Source organism: Streptomyces africanus, from assembly GCF_030816955.1.
In the GTDB taxonomy this organism is placed as follows: Bacteria; Actinomycetota; Actinomycetes; order Streptomycetales; family Streptomycetaceae; genus Streptomyces; species Streptomyces africanus.
Genome location: NZ_JAUSYP010000001.1, coordinates 1,122,365 through 1,136,634 on the forward strand (window position 1 = coordinate 1,122,365; position 14,270 = coordinate 1,136,634).

General features: G+C 74.1%; 14 protein-coding genes. 8 read left to right on the forward strand and 6 right to left on the reverse strand.

From position 1 onward, the window contains the following. Positions 1-42: 42 nt before the first annotated feature. The 5 genes from xylB (at position 43) to QF034_RS05285 (ending at position 5,837) form a co-directional block, all read left to right on the forward strand. Positions 43-1,488 carry a xylulokinase gene (gene xylB / locus QF034_RS05265; RefSeq protein ID WP_307173825.1) on the forward strand — a complete coding sequence of 482 codons (1,446 nt, stop codon included), beginning with the start codon at positions 43-45 and terminating at the stop codon, positions 1,486-1,488. Positions 1,489-1,503: 15 nt separating this feature from the next. Next, positions 1,504-2,712, forward strand: coding sequence for an ROK family transcriptional regulator (locus QF034_RS05270; RefSeq protein ID WP_307173826.1), 1,209 nt, complete (start codon positions 1,504-1,506; stop codon positions 2,710-2,712). A 187-nt stretch (positions 2,713-2,899) separates the two neighbouring features. Next, the gene (locus tag QF034_RS05275) at positions 2,900-3,295 is read left to right on the forward strand and encodes a luciferase domain-containing protein (protein ID WP_307173827.1); all 396 of its coding nucleotides are present in this window, start codon (positions 2,900-2,902) and stop codon (positions 3,293-3,295) included. Between the two features lie 3 nt (positions 3,296-3,298). Beyond that, on the forward strand, positions 3,299-4,471 hold the full coding sequence (locus QF034_RS05280; RefSeq protein WP_307173829.1) for a bifunctional class I SAM-dependent methyltransferase/NUDIX hydrolase: 1,173 nt from the start codon (positions 3,299-3,301) through the stop codon (positions 4,469-4,471). 169 nt (positions 4,472-4,640) lie between these two features. Further along, positions 4,641-5,837, forward strand: a complete 1,197-nt coding sequence (locus QF034_RS05285) for a phosphodiester glycosidase family protein (protein WP_370880933.1) — start codon at positions 4,641-4,643, stop codon at positions 5,835-5,837. A 2-nt stretch (positions 5,838-5,839) separates the two neighbouring features. Here the strand turns inward: QF034_RS05285 and QF034_RS05290 are convergent, their stop codons facing one another. The 6 genes from QF034_RS05290 to QF034_RS05315 all read right to left on the reverse strand — a co-directional run bounded on the left by QF034_RS05290 (position 5,840) and on the right by QF034_RS05315 (position 11,134). After that, positions 5,840-6,034: a hypothetical protein gene (locus tag QF034_RS05290; protein ID WP_307173831.1), complete on the reverse strand. Its 195-nt coding sequence runs from the start codon at positions 6,032-6,034 to the stop codon at positions 5,840-5,842. A 130-nt stretch (positions 6,035-6,164) separates the two neighbouring features. Then, positions 6,165-7,028: a phosphatidylinositol-specific phospholipase C/glycerophosphodiester phosphodiesterase family protein gene (locus QF034_RS05295; protein ID WP_307173832.1), complete on the reverse strand. Its 864-nt coding sequence runs from the start codon at positions 7,026-7,028 to the stop codon at positions 6,165-6,167. Between the two features lie 185 nt (positions 7,029-7,213). Further along, complete coding sequence (locus QF034_RS05300) at positions 7,214-8,296, reverse strand: acyl-CoA dehydrogenase family protein (protein ID WP_307173833.1); 1,083 nt, start codon at positions 8,294-8,296, stop codon at positions 7,214-7,216. Continuing rightward, on the reverse strand, positions 8,293-9,510 hold the full coding sequence (locus QF034_RS05305; protein ID WP_307173836.1) for an acyl-CoA dehydrogenase family protein: 1,218 nt from the start codon (positions 9,508-9,510) through the stop codon (positions 8,293-8,295). Before QF034_RS05305 ends, QF034_RS05300 begins: the two co-directional genes overlap by 4 nt. Next, positions 9,507-10,472, reverse strand: a complete 966-nt coding sequence (locus QF034_RS05310; RefSeq protein WP_307173837.1) for an NADPH:quinone oxidoreductase family protein — start codon at positions 10,470-10,472, stop codon at positions 9,507-9,509. The genes QF034_RS05305 and QF034_RS05310 overlap by 4 nt, the downstream gene beginning before the upstream one ends. 89 nt (positions 10,473-10,561) lie before the next feature. Then, positions 10,562-11,134, reverse strand: coding sequence for a helix-turn-helix domain-containing protein (locus QF034_RS05315; protein WP_307173839.1), 573 nt, complete (start codon positions 11,132-11,134; stop codon positions 10,562-10,564). 78 nt (positions 11,135-11,212) lie between these two features. Here QF034_RS05315 and QF034_RS05320 point away from each other — a divergent pair, with 78 nt between their 5' ends. The 3 genes from QF034_RS05320 to QF034_RS05330 are packed head-to-tail and all read left to right on the forward strand — an operon-like array spanning position 11,213 to position 14,205. Beyond that, entirely contained in the window at positions 11,213-12,163 is a 951-nt protein-coding gene (locus tag QF034_RS05320; protein WP_307173840.1) for an NAD(P)/FAD-dependent oxidoreductase, read from the forward strand. A gap of 48 nt (positions 12,164-12,211) precedes the next feature. Beyond that, positions 12,212-13,750 carry an ATP-dependent DNA ligase gene (locus tag QF034_RS05325; RefSeq protein WP_307173841.1) on the forward strand — a complete coding sequence of 513 codons (1,539 nt, stop codon included), beginning with the start codon at positions 12,212-12,214 and terminating at the stop codon, positions 13,748-13,750. Further along, complete coding sequence (locus QF034_RS05330) at positions 13,747-14,205, forward strand: NUDIX hydrolase (RefSeq protein ID WP_307173842.1); 459 nt, start codon at positions 13,747-13,749, stop codon at positions 14,203-14,205. Before QF034_RS05325 ends, QF034_RS05330 begins: the two co-directional genes overlap by 4 nt. The last annotated feature ends 65 nt before the right edge of the window (positions 14,206-14,270 follow it).

Genomic DNA, 14,270 nt, shown 5'->3' on the forward strand with positions numbered 1-14,270 from the left:
AGAGACAAGGTGTCTCGGGACGAGAGCAGAGGGAGAAGCCCGATGTCAGCAGCCGAGGGTCCGCTCGTCGTCGGCGTGGACTCGTCCACCCAGTCCACCAAGGCGCTGGTCGTCGACGCGTCGACCGGCCGGGTCGTCGCGAGCGGCCAGGCGCCGCACACGGTCTCCTCGGGGGCCGGGCGCGAGAGCGATCCGCGTCAGTGGTGGGACGCGTTGTGCGAGGCCCTGCGCCAGTGCGGCGACGCGGCGCACGAGGCCGCCGCGGTGTCGGTCGGCGGGCAGCAGCACGGCCTGGTCACGCTGGACGAGCGCGGTGAGCCGGTCCGTCCGGCCCTGTTGTGGAACGACGTGCGCTCGGCACCGCAGGCCCGCAGGCTGACCGAGGAACTGGGCGGCGCGAAGTTCTGGGCCGAGCGCACCGGAAGCGTGCCCGCCGCCTCCTTCACGGTCACCAAGTGGGCCTGGCTGGCCGAGCACGAACCGGAGGCGGCGCGCGCCACCAAGGCCGTGCGCCTCCCCCACGACTACCTGACCGAGCGGCTCACCGGGCAGGGCACGACCGACCGCGGGGATGTCTCCGGGACCGGCTGGTGGGCGTCCGGGACGGAAGGCTACGACGAGGAGATCCTGGCGCACGTGGGGCTCGACCCGGCCCTGCTGCCCCGGGTGGTCCGGCCCGGCGAGGTGGCGGGCACCGTGCGCGACAGCCATGATCTGCCGTTCTCCAAGGGCACCCTGGTCGCGCCCGGCACCGGCGACAACGCCGCCGCGGCGCTGGGCCTCGGGGTGCGTCCGGGCATGCCGGTGATGAGCCTCGGCACCTCGGGCACGGTGTACGCGGTGTCGCGGCGGCGGCCCGCCGACCCGAGCGGCACGGTGGCGGGTTTCGCCGACGCCCGCGGTGACTGGCTGCCGCTCGCCTGCACCCTGAACTGCACGCTCGCCGTCGACCGCGTGGCCACGCTGCTGGGGCTGGACCGCGAGGCCGTCGAGCCCGGCACGGCCGTGACGCTGCTGCCCTACCTGGACGGCGAACGCACCCCCAACCTGCCGAACGCCTCCGGCCTGCTGCACGGCCTGCGTCACGACACGACCGCCGGCCAGCTGCTCCAGGCCGCCTACGACGGTGCCGTGCACTCCCTGCTCGGCGCGCTCGACCTGGTCCTCGACGAGGACGCGGACCCCTCGGCGCCCCTGCTGCTGATCGGCGGCGGCGCCCGGGGCACGGCCTGGCAGCAGACCGTACGGCGGCTGTCGGGGCGGCCCGTGCAGGTGCCCGAGGCGAAGGAACTGGTGGCGCTCGGCGCTGCCGCGCAGGCGGCCGGGGTGCTGACCGGGGAGGATCCGGCGGCGGTCGCCCGGCGCTGGAACACGGCGGCCGGGCCGGTGCTCGACGCCGTCGAGCGGGACGAGGAGACGCTGGCCAGGATCGCCGGGGTACTCTCCGACGCGGCTCCGCTGCTGGAGCGGCCCACGGACACCCACTGAGGACTGGCGTCAGGCATGACCGCACCGCTGCACGAGGCCCGTCCGGCCGGGCCGGGACGCGCCCTGCCGGACACCCAGCAGGGCATGCGCCGCCGCAACCTCGCCCGGGTCCTGCACGCCGTCCGGGCCGAGGGGCCGCTGTCCCGGGCCGCCGTCGCGTCGCGGATCGGCCTGACCCGGGCGGCGGTCTCGACGCTCGTCGACGAACTGATCCGCTCGGGGCTGCTGGAGGAGCTGGGGCCCGAACGGCCCGGCCGGGTGGGCCGCCCCGGCTCCGCGCTCGCGCTGAGCGGACGCGGACCGGCGGGGATCGGCGCGGAGATCGGCGTCGACCATCTCGCGGTCTGTGCCGTGGACCTGCGCGGCACGACCCGGTCGCGGGCCGTACGCCAGGGCGCGAACCGCGGCCGCTCCCCCGGGCCCGTGCTCGCCGAGCTCACCGAACTCATCCGCCGGGTCGTCGCCGACGCGGAGGGCGAGGGCCTGTGGCCGGCCGGTCTCGCCGTGGCCGTGCCCGGTCTGGTGGCGCGCGACGCCCGGACCGTCGTACGCGCCCCGAACCTCGACTGGCACGACACGGACCTCGGTGACCTGCTGCCGGCGGACCTCCCGCTGACCGTGGACAACGAGGCCAACTTCGGTGCGCTCGCCGAACTCTGGCTGGGCGAGGGCACGCCGCGCGACTTCCTGCACGTGTCGGCGGAGATCGGCATCGGTGCGGCGGTCGTGGTGGACGGCGGACTGCTGCGCGGAACCCGCGGTTTCGCGGGCGAGTTGGGGCACGTACCGGTCCAGCCGGACGGGCCGGAGTGCGCCTGCGGCGGGCGCGGATGCCTGGAGCAGTACGCCGGCGAGGAGGCGGTGCTGCGCGCGGCCGGTCTGGAGCCGGACGAGGACCGGGTCGGGCTGCTGGCGGGGCGCGCGGCGGAGGGCGACGAGGACGTACGCCGAGCCCTGCGCGACGCGGGCACGGCGCTCGGGGTCGCCCTGACCGGCGCGGTCAACCTGCTCGACCCGGAGAGCGTGGTGCTGGGCGGGGAACTGTCCGGGCTGGCGCCGTGGTTGCTGCCGTCGTTGCGGGACGAGCTGGCGCGCCGCACGGCGGGTCCGGCCTGTCCCGTGTCCGTGTCCCGGCTGGGTCCGCAGGGGCCGCTGCTGGGCGCCGCGCACTCGGTCGTGCGAGCGGTGCTGGACGATCCGGCCACCGTCGCCGAGCGGGCCTAGTTCGGCCCCGGCCAGGCCAGGCGGATCCGGGCCGCCACTGGGACTGGAGGCGCTCCATGAGACCGGTCGGCAACTCCGCCTGAGACCGGCGCACTTCCCCGCCCCTGCCCCCGGCCCCCACCTCACGTCCCGGTTACAAAACGCTCAACCTCTGGTTGCGGCACGGTAAGCACGCGACGATGGGACCATGACCCTGGCCCAGCGCGCCCTGGAGCGTTTGCAGGCCTGGCCCGACCTGATGGCGGGCCCGGCGAGTTGCGGCACCGGACGGGCGCTCCGTTCCGTCCGTGACGAGATCGTCCACTTCCACTCGACGCGGGACGTGGACCTCCACCTCACCCGCCGGGCCATCCAGCGCTTCCACTACGACCTCGCCGGTTCGAGCGCGCTCCACCTGGTTCCCGGATCGGGCTGGGTGACGGTCCACCTCGACTGCGAGGCGGACATCGACCTGCTGCTGAGCCTGGTGAGCATCGCCCTCAAGGCCCACCAGACCCGGCCCGACGGGGAGCAGCACGAGCTCGCCGGGTGCAACTTCCACCGTGTCACGGTCCTTCCGCGCGACGCCGCGGCGGGCGGCTGAGCCGTGGCGAGCCGACCGGAGGCCGTCAACGCGGAGGCCTGGCGCACGTACGGAGCTCACCATCTGAGGCGGGGCACGGTGCTGCCCGAGGTGGCGCGGATCGACTGGGGGTTCGAGGGCGCGGGTCCTGGGATCGAGGTGCTCGGGGAGCTGACGGGCCGGCGTGTGCTGGACCTCGGCTGCGGTCCGGCGCGGCAGGCCGCCCATCTGGTCCGTGCTCACGGCGCCCTGGTGGACGCCGTCGACTCCTCGGCCGGGCAGGTCGAACGGGCGCGCGCCCGCTACGGCTCCCTGCCCGGGCTGCGCCTGGTCCTGAGCGACGCGGTGGAGCATCTGCGCTCGGCGGAGCCGTACGACGTCATCTACTCGGTGAACGCCGTGCCGTACATCGACCCGCACCGGCTGCTGCCCGCCCTGGCCACGGCGCTCAAGCCGGGCGGCAGGCTCTGCTTCACCGTGCTGCACACCAACTCACGCGGTGACGGACCGTCGGACGAGGTCATCGCCCGGCCGGAGATCCTGCGGCTGGCCGGCGGCGGGGACGTCACCGTCCAGATGTGGGTCCTCGACCCGGAGCTCTGGACGGCGCTGCTCGCCGAGCACGGGCTGCGCGTGGAGCAGGTCGACGTGCTCGACACACCGCAGGCCGGCAACCACGCGTCGTACCGGCTCTTCCGGGTGACCCGGCCCGTCCGCGCCTCCTCCCGGCCGCGCACCGCCAAGCCGCCGGCGGCCCACGCCGCGCTCGGGGTGGGCGCCATCGTGCACGGGCCCCGCGGACTGCTCCTGGGCCGGCACCGGCACGGGACGTGGGAGCTGCCCGGCGGGACGGTGGAGCCCGGGGAGTCGCTGCGGGAGACGGTCGTGCGCGAACTGCGCGAGGAGACGGGCCTCGATGCCCGGCCGGAGGACGTCCGATTGCTGGGGACGCTCCTCGACGACGCCGGCGGTGTCGTACGGGTGACGGTGGCCGCCCGGGTCACCGCCTGGCGGGGAGAGCCGTCGGACCAGCCCGGGGAGAGCGTGGGCCGCTGGCGCTGGTTCGCCCTGGACCGGCTGCCGGAGGAGCTGTTCGTGTGCAGCGCGCAGGCCCTCACCGCCTGGCGGCCGGGTCTGCCGATCGACCACGCGCCCGCTCACTTCACGCCGTACGGCGCCGGAACGGGCGACGGTTGAAGCACCCGGAGGGGTGCGTTTTTTCAGCCGTTCCCGTGGAGTCGGCGCCCGGCCACCCCGCCGGCCCTCGTGGTCTGGTGCACTGCCCCTGAGGATCCAGTCGGTTGACGAGGCATCAGGGGGCACGGTGGCAGGTCGTCGCAGGCGACGGGGAGCAGGCAGAGCGGTACTGGCGTTTCTCACGGCGTTCGGCGCGCTGACCGGTGCGGCCCTGGCGGGGGCGGCTCCGGCCGGCGCCGTCCACAAGGGCGTACGGGTCGCGCCGGGTGTCAGGTACGAGGAGTTCGACATCGAGGCCGCCAAGGGGGTGACACATGCGCATGTGCTGAAGGTCGACCTGGGTCATCCGCAGGTACGGGTCGATCTGCTGTATCCCGGGGCCGTGGCCTCACGCGCGCAGGTCTCGCGCATGGCCGACGCCCAGGGGGCGGTCGCCGGTGTCAACGGCGACTTCTTCAACATCACCGAGACGCAGCACCCGGGCGTCGAGGCCACCGGCGCGAGCGTGGGTCCGGCGATCGCGGCCGGGCGGACGCTCAAGGCCGCCGTGCCGGACGGCCAGCGTTTCGGCCCGGCGCTGCCGCCCGGCACGACCACCGAGGACGTGTTCGGTGTCGGTACCGACGAAGTGGCGCGGCTGGACCGGCTGGCCCTGGACGGCTCGGTCCGTACGGACGAGGCGCAGCTGGCGCTGGGCGGGCTCAACCAGTACGCGCTGCCGGTGGGTTCCGTCGGCGCGTTCACCTCCGAATGGGGCAGCGTCTCCCGCGTACGCGCCACGTGCGGCACGGACACGGACCGGGCCGCGCCGTGCAGTACGGACACGTACGAGGTGACGGTCCGCGACGGCGAGGTCGTCTCGGCTGCCGACACACCGGGCAGCGGCCCCATCGCCGCGGGCACCACGGTGCTGGTCGGCCGGGAGGCGGGCGCGCAGCAGCTGCGGAAGCTGTCCGCCGGCGAAGCGGTCGAGGTCGAGCACCGTCTCGTGGCGGCCACGGACGGCGCCGCCTACCGCCTCGCCCTCGGCGGCTACCCGGTTCTCACGGGCGGCCGGCCGCTGCCGGGTCTGGACGACACGACCTCGGCCGTTCGTACGGCCGTGGGGATCGCCGACGGCGGGCGGCGCCTGCTGCTGCTCGCGCTGGACGGCGCCGCCGCCTACCGCAGCGGCCTGACGATCGCCGAAGTGGCCGACACCATGCGGGAGCTGGGCTCGGACGACGCCTTCAGCCTGGACGGCGGCGGGTCGTCGACGCTGGTCGCCCGGAAGACGGGCGCGAGCACCGTCTCGGTGCGCAACCACCCCAGCGGCGGCGCCGAACGGGCTGTCGCGAACGGCATCGGCGTGTTCTCGGGGCCGTGACGTCAGGGCCGCAGACTGCTGACGATGTCCGCCGTCGCCGTGAGGCCGCTGTGGATGGTGGGGGCGACGCTGGTGCTGGCCAGGTAGAAGCCGAGCAGCAGGCAGACCAGGGCATGGGAGAACTTCAGCCCGCCGTTGCGCAAGAAGATCACCGCCAGGACCGCGAGCAGCAGCACCACAGAGATGGAAATGGCCATCGTCAACTCCTCCGCCACGCCGCCATGTCCGGTTCACGGCGTTCGGCCGTAAGTGTGGCGTAGCGGAGGGTTCGTCCGGGCTGCTGACCTGTCCGCCGAACGTGTGGTGTCCCCTACGGGCCCGACCGTCCTACGCCGCCCGCCGCGCGTCCAGGAACGCCTCCAGTCCGGCGAGGTCGTCGGTGTTGAGGTGGTCGACGTCCGCGGCGAGCAGTTCGGCCCACAGCGCCTCCCGGGCCGGCCCGGCCAGGTCGGGGGTGGCCCAGAACCGCACCTTCTGCCCCCGGCGGTGCGCGGCCCGGACGATACCCCGCAGCTTCTCCCGCTCGGCGTCCGGGAACGCACCCACGCCCTGCCAGGTGAAGTTGAGCGTCCAGTTGTCGCTGATCAGCGGGATGAAGGAGGCCGGTGCCGGGCCGCCGAGGTCGGCGAGCCGGCCGTCGTAGAAGGCGCGCCGGACGGTCTGCGCCTCCATCGGGGGACGGGCCGCGCGGTCGCCGGAGACGACGGCGGTGACCGGGCCGGGGAGGACCCGGCCGTGGGCGTAGGTCGTGAACAGGTGCCGGTAGCGCCTGAGGTGGCGGTCGAGTGCGAGGTACGTCGACGAGCCCTCGGTCTTGAGGTCGACGAGCATCTGCAGCGACCCGCGGTACCCCCGGTACACGCGGCCGCGGTTGGCCCGCACGCGGGCGGCGAGCGGGTCGAGGTAGAGGGACTCCAGCGTGCGGGCCGGATCGAGGTCCGCCGGGTCGTGGGCGACGAGGAGCTGGTCGCCCACGAGATGGATGTCGGCCTCGACGCTGCCGAAGCGGTGGTCGAGGGCGTCGAACAGGGGGCGCGGGTGCTCGTAGTCGTTGTGGGCGTGGGCCCGCCACAACGGGCGGGGCCCGTACCGCCGTTCGCCGGCGAGGGCGTCGGTGGCGGGGAGGGCGACCGAGCCCGCGAGGGCGGCGCCGAGGGTGCTGAGGGCTCTGCGACGGGTGCTGAGGTCCATGCTCTGCCTCCCTGGGAGTGCCGTACGGGAACCCTGCGAGTATGGGGTTCGGGCAGGGCCAAGGAGCAGGGCCTGGCGGGGAGTTGGCCGGAGTGCCGTCGTGCGTTCACTTCACCGGGGCGGGGCACACGAAAAAGCCCGCCCCTGGTGGGACGGGCTTTTCACCGGCGTCGGCCAGGTGTGACTCAGGGAGCCTGGAGGTCGACCAGTCCGGCCAGTGCCTCCCGGTGGGCACCGGCCGTGCCGTAGGCGATCGAGTCGGCCTTCGCTCGCTTCAGGTACAGGTGCACCGGGTGCTCCCACGTCATGCCGATGCCGCCGTGCAGTTGCAGGGCCTCCTCGGCGGCGTGGACGGCCACGGGTGCCGCGTAGGCCTGGGCGACGGTGACGGCGACGTCGGTGTCCTGGCCGGTGGACAGCGCGTCGGCGGCGTTGCGGGCGGCCGCGCGGAGATTGGCCACCTCCAGCCACAGCTGGGCCAGCCGGTGCTTGAGCGCCTGGAAGCCGCCGACGGGCCGGTTGAACTGCTTGCGGTCCTTGAGGTAGCGGACGGTCTCCGTCAGCGTCCAGTCGGCCAGGCCGAGCTGTTCGGAGGCGAGCAGTCCGGCTCCGGCGCGCAGGGCCTGGCGTACGGCGGGCTCGGCGTCGCCCAGCAGGCGGCCCGGCGCCCCGTCGAGGGTGACGGTCGCCAGCGGCCGGGTCAGGTCCAGGGAGATCTGGGGTGTGACGGTCGCGGCGGTGGCGTCGACCGCGTAGAGGCCGCCGTCGTCGGCGGGTACGAGCAGCACGTCGGCGACGGCCGCGTCCGCGATACCGGTCAGTTCGCCGCGCAGCAGGCCGTTCTCGTGCCGGACGACCTTGTAGGCGGCGCCCGGTGCGACGTCGAGGGCGACCGCGAGGGCTCCGATCGACGTCCCGGAGGCGAGCTCGGTGATCAGGTCGTCGGCCGCGCAGGCCAGCAGCGCCTCGGTGGCGACGACCGCGCTCGTGAGGTACGGGACGGGCGCGACCGCACGACCCAGCTCCTCCAGCACCACGGCGGCTTCCCGGTGCGTGGCTCCCTGGCCGTCCAGCTCCTCCGGCACCAGCAGGCCCGCGAGGCCCATGCCGTCGGTGAGTGCCTTCCACAGCGCCGGGTGGTGCGGGGCGTCCGACTCGACGCGGGCGATGACGCCCGGGGCGTCGCAGTGGTCGGCGAGCAGGTCGCGGACGGCGGCGCGCAGCGCCTCTTCCTCCTCCGAGTACAACAGGTCGGGCTGGGTGCTCATCGGGCCAGGTCCTTCCAGGCGACGTCCTTGTCGGTACGCGGTTCGGCGGGCAGGCCGAGGACGCGCTCGGCGACGATGTTCAGCAGGACCTCGCTGGTCCCGCCCTCGATGCTGTTGCCCTTGGAGCGCAGGTAGCGGTAGCCGGCGTCGCGGCCGGTGAAGTCGACCAGCTCCGGGCGGCGCATGGTCCAGTCGTCGTACAACAGGCCCTCCGCCCCGAGGAGTTCCACCTCCAGGCCGCTGATCTCCTGGTTGAGGCGGGCGAAGGCGAGCTTCATTCCGGCGCCCTCGGGGCCGGGCTGGCCGGCCACGAGCTGCTGGCGCAGCCGCTCACTGGTGAGCCGGGCGGCCTCGGCCTCGACCCAGAGCTTCAGCAGCCGCTGGTGCAGGTCGTGGGTGCGCAGCTCGGGACGTTCCCGCCAGGTCTTCGAGATCGGGCCGATCATGCCGCCCTCGCGGGGCAGCCGCATGCCGCCGATGGCGACGCGCTCGTTGTTCAGGGTGGTCTGCGCGACCCGCCAGCCGTCACCGACCTCGCCGAGGCGGCGGGAGTCCGGGATGCGGACGTCGGTGAGGAACACCTCGTTGAACTCGGCCTCGCCGGTGATCTGCCGCAGCGGCCGCACCTCGACACCCGGGTCGGTCATGTCGCAGACGAAGTACGTGATGCCCCGGTGCTTGGGCACGTCCGGGTCGGTGCGGGCGATGAGGATCGCCCAGCGCGCCACGTGGGCGCTGGACGTCCAGACCTTCTGCCCGTTGACCACCCAGTCTCCCCCACTCTCGGCTTCGCTCGAGCGGGAGGGGCCCCCATCCTCGCGGACGGCCCGGGTGCGCAGGGCGGCGAGGTCGGACCCGGCGCCCGGCTCGCTGAACAGCTGGCACCAGACCTCCTCCCCCGTCCACAGGGGCCTCAGGTACCGCCGCTTCTGCTCCTCGGTGCCGTAGCCCAGGATGGTCGGCGCGGCCATCCCGAGGCCGATGCCGATGCGACGCGGGTCGTTGTCGGGCGCCCCGGCCGCCTCCAGCTCGGCGTCCACGACGGCCTGGAGGGACCGGGGAGCGCCGAGTCCGCCGAGGCCCTCCGGGTAGTGCACCCAGGCCAGTCCGGCGTCGAAGCGGGCCCGGAGGAAGTCCAGGCGGTCGGTCGAGGCAGGCGGATGCGCGGCCAGCAACTCCTGTGTGCGACGGCGCAGTTCCTCGGCGCTGCTCATGCTGCCTCCTCCATGACGACGGCGATCCGGCCAGTGGTGAGGCCGTCCGCGACCCGCTGCACGGCGGCAGCCGCCTCGCCGAGCGGCACGCGTTCGCTCACCAGCGGCTTGATCGCGCCCCGGGCGGCCAGCTCGGTGAGCTGCTCGTGGCAGCGCTGAACCAGCTTCGGGTTCTTGGTGTTGTACAGGCCCCAGTGCAGGCCGAGGATCGAGTAGTTCTTCACCAGGGCGTGGTTCAGCCCCGGGCTGGGGATCGTGCCGCTGGCGAAGCCGACGACCACGATGCGCCCCTCGAAGGCGACGACCTTGGCGGACTGGGCGTAGGCCTCGCCGCCGACCGGGTCGTAGATCACGTCGGCGCCCCGGCCGCCGGTGGCCTCCTTGACGGCGGCGACGACGTCCTCGGAGCGCCGGTCGATCACGACGTCGCAGCCCAGCTCGCGGGCGACGGCCGCCTTCCCGGAGCCGCCGACGACACCGATGACGGTGGCGCCGGCGGCCTTCCCGAGCTGCACGGCCGCGCTGCCGACCCCTCCAGCGGCAGCGTGGACGAGCAGGGTCTCGCCGGCCTCCAGACCGGCCCGGCGGTGCAGACCGAACCAGCCGGTCTGGTAGCCGATGTGCAGGGCCGCGGCCTCCGCGTCGTCCAGGGCGTCCGGCGCGGGCAGGAGGGCGGCGGAGTCCGCGACGGCGTATTCGGCGAAGCCGCCGTGCGGCAGGACCGGGTTGGCGATCACCCGGCGGCCGTCCTCGGTCTCGCCGCAGATCTCCACGCCCGGGGTGAACGGCAGCGGCGGCCTGACCTGGTACTGGCCGCGGCACAGCAGGGCGTCGGGGAAGTTGATGTTCGCGGCGCGCACCTTCAGCAGGACCTGGCCGTCGCCGGGGACCGGCGGCGCCACGTCCGCCAGGCGCATCACCTCGCCCGGCTCGCCGTTCTCGTGCACTTGCCATGCCTGCATGCGGGGCCTCCACGGGGGACTGCTTCGTCTGACCGGGGTCGGTTCGCATACTAAGCGGTCGCTTGCCGATCAGGGAACAGTCGGTTGCGTCACGACCGCTTCGGCCGCGCCCGCACGTGCATCCGCTCCCCCTGCGGCCCGAACAGGCTGAGGAACTCCACGGGCCCCTCCCCCGTCGACCCGAACCAGTGCGGCACCCGGGTGTCGAACTCCGCGACCTCCCCCGCCGTGAGCACCACGTCGTGCTCGCCCAGCACCAGGCGCAGCTTGCCGGACAGCACGTACAGCCACTCGTAGCCCTCGTGCGTGCGCGGGTCCGGCTCCTGTCTGCGCTGGGGTTCCAGCACCTTGTAGGCCTGGAGGCCGCCGGGCTGGCGGGTGAGCGGCCAGTGGGTGCGGCCGAACATCTCGATCGGCTTCGACCGTACCCGCGGGTCACCGGCCGACGGGGCTCCGACCAGCTCGTCCAAGGCCACCTGGTGCGCCCGGGCGATCGGCAGCAGCAACTCCAGGCTGGGCTTGCGCAGGCCCGACTCCAGGCGCGACAGGGTGCTGACGGAGATCCCGGTGGTCTCGGAGAGCGCCGCCAGGGTCACCTCCCGCTCCTTGCGCATCTGTCGCAGTCGGGGGCCTACGCCCGCGAGTACCTCGTCCGTCGTCATGCTCGTATTGCAGGTTCGGCAAACGCGTTTGTCAATCCCGTGGCGGTGGGGCGACGCTCGGCGGCGGAGGTGGTCACCATGACCGAGAGGTACGCAGTCGTAGTCGTCGGCGGTGGTACGGCGGGCCTGTCCGCGGCGCTGGTACTGGGCCGGGCCCGGCACCGCACGCTGGTCGTCGACGCGGGCGAGCCGCGCAACGCGCCCGCCGCGCACATGCAGGGCTATCTGTCGCGGGACGGGATGCCGCCCGCCGACTTCCTCGCCGTCGGCCGGGAGGAGGTCGCGGGGTACGGCGTGGAACTCGTGCGGGACCGGGCGGTGGAGGTGGAGAAGGGCGAGGACTTCGCGGTGGTGCTGGCCGGCGGGCGGACCGTGCGGGCCCGGCGGCTGGTGATCGCGACCGGGCTGAAGGACGAGCTGCCGGCGGTCCCCGGGGTCGCCGAGCGGTTCGGCCGGGACGTGCTGCACTGCCCGTTCTGCCACGGCTGGGAGGTGCGCGACCAGCCGTTCGGAGTGCTGGCGTCGAGCCCGGCGAGCGTGCACCAGGCGCTGATCGTGTCCCAGTGGTCGAAGGACGTGCGGTTCTTCCTGCACACGGTCGCCGAGGAGGAGCTGTCCGACCAGGACCTGCGCCGGCTCGCCGCGGCCGGGGTGGACGTGGTGCCCGGCGAGGTCGCGGAGCTGGTGGTCGAGGACGACCGGCTCACCGGCGTCCGGCTCGGCGACGGTACGACGCACGCCCGCTCCGTGCTGTTCGTCGCCCCGCGCCCCGTCCCGCAGACCGGCCTGCTGGAGCGGCTCGGCGCCGAGCTGCACGAGACGCCGTTCGGCGCGTACCCGGTGGTCGACCCGACCGGGCTGACGACCGTCCCGGGCGTGTGGGCCGCGGGCAACGCGATCGGCTTCGCCGAGCAGGTCGTGCACGCGGCGAGCGGCGGCTACCGGGCGGCGTCGGCGATCGTCGGGGATCTGCTGATGACCGACCTCGACGCGGCCGCCCAGGACCTCGACGCGGCCGCCCAGGAGTAGAGGCACCGTCCGGGTGTAGAGGCGGCTCCTGCGGTGCACCATGGCTGCATGCTGTTGCACCGGCTGGCCCGAGTGTCCCAGGAGGTCGCCGCCACCTCGGCGCGGTCCCGGAAGACGGCCCTGCTCGCGGAGCTCTTCCGGGACGCGGAGGCCGACGACGTGCCGATCGTCATCCCGTACCTGGCCGGACGGCTGCCGCAGGGCCGGATCGGCGTCGGCTGGAAGGTGCTGAGCCGCCCGGTCGCCCCCGCCGCCGAGCCGGGCCTGACCGTGCGGGAGGTGGACGCCCGGCTGTCGGAGCTCGCCAAGGTCTCGGGGCCCGGTTCCCAGGCGGAACGGGCCCGGCTGGTCGGGGAGTTGATGGGCGCGGCCACCGAGGACGAACAGCGGTTCCTGGTCGGGCTGCTCACCGGGGAGGTGCGGCAGGGCGCGCTGGACGCCGTCGCGGTCGAGGGACTGGCCCAGGCGACCGGGGCACCCCCGGCGGACGTGCGACGGGCCGTGATGCTCGCGGGCTCCCTCCAGACGGTGGCCGAGGCCCTGCTCGCGGACGGCCCCGCCGCCCTGGACCGCTTCCGTCTCACCGTCGGCCGCCCGGTCTGGCCGATGCTGGCGCACAGTGCCTCCTCGGTCGCCGAGGCGGTGGACAAGCTCGGCGCCTGCGCGGTCGAGGAGAAGCTGGACGGCATCCGCGTCCAGGTGCACCGGGACGGCGACACGGTACGGCTCTACACCCGCACCCTCGACGACATCACCGACCGCCTGCCGGAAGTGACCGCTGCCGCACTGGAGTTGCGGGGCGAGCGGTTCGTCCTCGACGGCGAGGTGATCTCCTTCGACGAGGGCGGCCGCCCCCGCTCGTTCCAGGAGACCGCCGGTCGCGTCGGCTCGCGCACGGACGTGGCGACGGCGGCCCGCGCGGTGCCGGTCTCCCCCGTCTTCTTCGACGCGCTGTCCGTCGACGGCCGTGACCTGCTCGACCTGCCGTTCGCCGAGCGGCACGCCGAGCTGGCCCGGCTGGTCCCCGAGCCGATGCGGGTGCGCCGCACGACGGTGTCCGGCCCGGACGACCTGCGCACGGCGGAGGAGTTCCTCGCGGAGACGCTCAAGCGCGGCCACGAGGGCGTCGTCGCCAAGGCACTGGACGCCCCCTACAGCGCGGGCCGGCGCGGCGCCTCCTGGCTGAAGGTCAAGCCCGTCCACACCCTCGACCTGGTCGTCCTCGCCGCCGAGTGGGGACACGGCCGCCGCACCGGCAAGCTCTCCAACCTCCACCTGGGCGCCCGCACCGCCGACGGCGGCCTCGCCATGCTCGGCAAAACCTTCAAGGGCATGACCGACGCGATGCTGACCTGGCAGACCGAACGGCTCCGGCAGCTCGCCGTCGACGACAACGGCTACGTCGTGACCGTACGCCCGGAACTCGTCGTCGAGATCGCCTACGACGGCCTCCAGCGCTCCACCCGCTACCCGGCCGGCGTCACCCTGCGCTTCGCCCGCGTGGTCCGCTACCGGGAGGACAAGCGCCCCGAGGACGCCGACACGGTGGAGACGCTGCTGGCCGCGCACCCGGAGGTGAGGCCGTGAGGCGCAGTGCCGGCCTGCTGCTCTTCCACCACACCGACGACGGCCTCGACGTGCTGCTCGGCCACATGGGCGGCCCGTTCTTCGCCCGGCGCGACGCCGGGGCGTGGACCATCCCCAAGGGCGAGTACGAGCCGGACGAGTCCGCCTGGGCGGCCGCCCGCCGCGAGTTCGAGGAGGAACTGGGGCTGCCTCCGCCCGACGGGGAGGCCCTCGCCCTGGGCGAGGTCCGGCAGACGGGCGGCAAGATCGTCACGGTCTGGGCGATCGAAGCGGACCTCGACCCGGCGACGATCGCACCCGGCACCTTCCGGATGGAGTGGCCCCCGAGGTCGGGACAGCTCCAGGAGTTCCCCGAGCTGGACCGGGTGGCGTGGTTCGGGCTCGACCGGGCCCGCGAGGTGATCGTCAAGGCGCAGGCGGCGTTTCTCGACCGCCTGGCGGAGCACTCGCCCTGAGGAGACGCTCCCGCGTTGCGGTCCGCTCCGCCGCGCGGGAAGGTCGGACTAAGCCCGCTCCGAGG

Coding starts and splice junctions, on each gene's coding strand:
- xylB (WP_307173825.1), top strand. CDS start 43: ATGTCAGCAGCCGAGGGTCCGCTCGTCGTCGGCGTGGACTCGTCCACC.
- QF034_RS05270 (WP_307173826.1), top strand. CDS start 1,504: ATGACCGCACCGCTGCACGAGGCCCGTCCGGCCGGGCCGGGACGCGCC.
- QF034_RS05275 (WP_307173827.1), top strand. CDS start 2,900: ATGACCCTGGCCCAGCGCGCCCTGGAGCGTTTGCAGGCCTGGCCCGAC.
- QF034_RS05290 (WP_307173831.1), bottom strand. CDS start 6,034: ATGGCCATTTCCATCTCTGTGGTGCTGCTGCTCGCGGTCCTGGCGGTG.
- QF034_RS05295 (WP_307173832.1), bottom strand. CDS start 7,028: ATGGACCTCAGCACCCGTCGCAGAGCCCTCAGCACCCTCGGCGCCGCC.
- QF034_RS05300 (WP_307173833.1), bottom strand. CDS start 8,296: ATGAGCACCCAGCCCGACCTGTTGTACTCGGAGGAGGAAGAGGCGCTG.
- QF034_RS05305 (WP_307173836.1), bottom strand. CDS start 9,510: ATGAGCAGCGCCGAGGAACTGCGCCGTCGCACACAGGAGTTGCTGGCC.
- QF034_RS05310 (WP_307173837.1), bottom strand. CDS start 10,472: ATGCAGGCATGGCAAGTGCACGAGAACGGCGAGCCGGGCGAGGTGATG.
- QF034_RS05315 (WP_307173839.1), bottom strand. CDS start 11,134: ATGACGACGGACGAGGTACTCGCGGGCGTAGGCCCCCGACTGCGACAG.
- QF034_RS05320 (WP_307173840.1), top strand. CDS start 11,213: ATGACCGAGAGGTACGCAGTCGTAGTCGTCGGCGGTGGTACGGCGGGC.
- QF034_RS05325 (WP_307173841.1), top strand. CDS start 12,212: ATGCTGTTGCACCGGCTGGCCCGAGTGTCCCAGGAGGTCGCCGCCACC.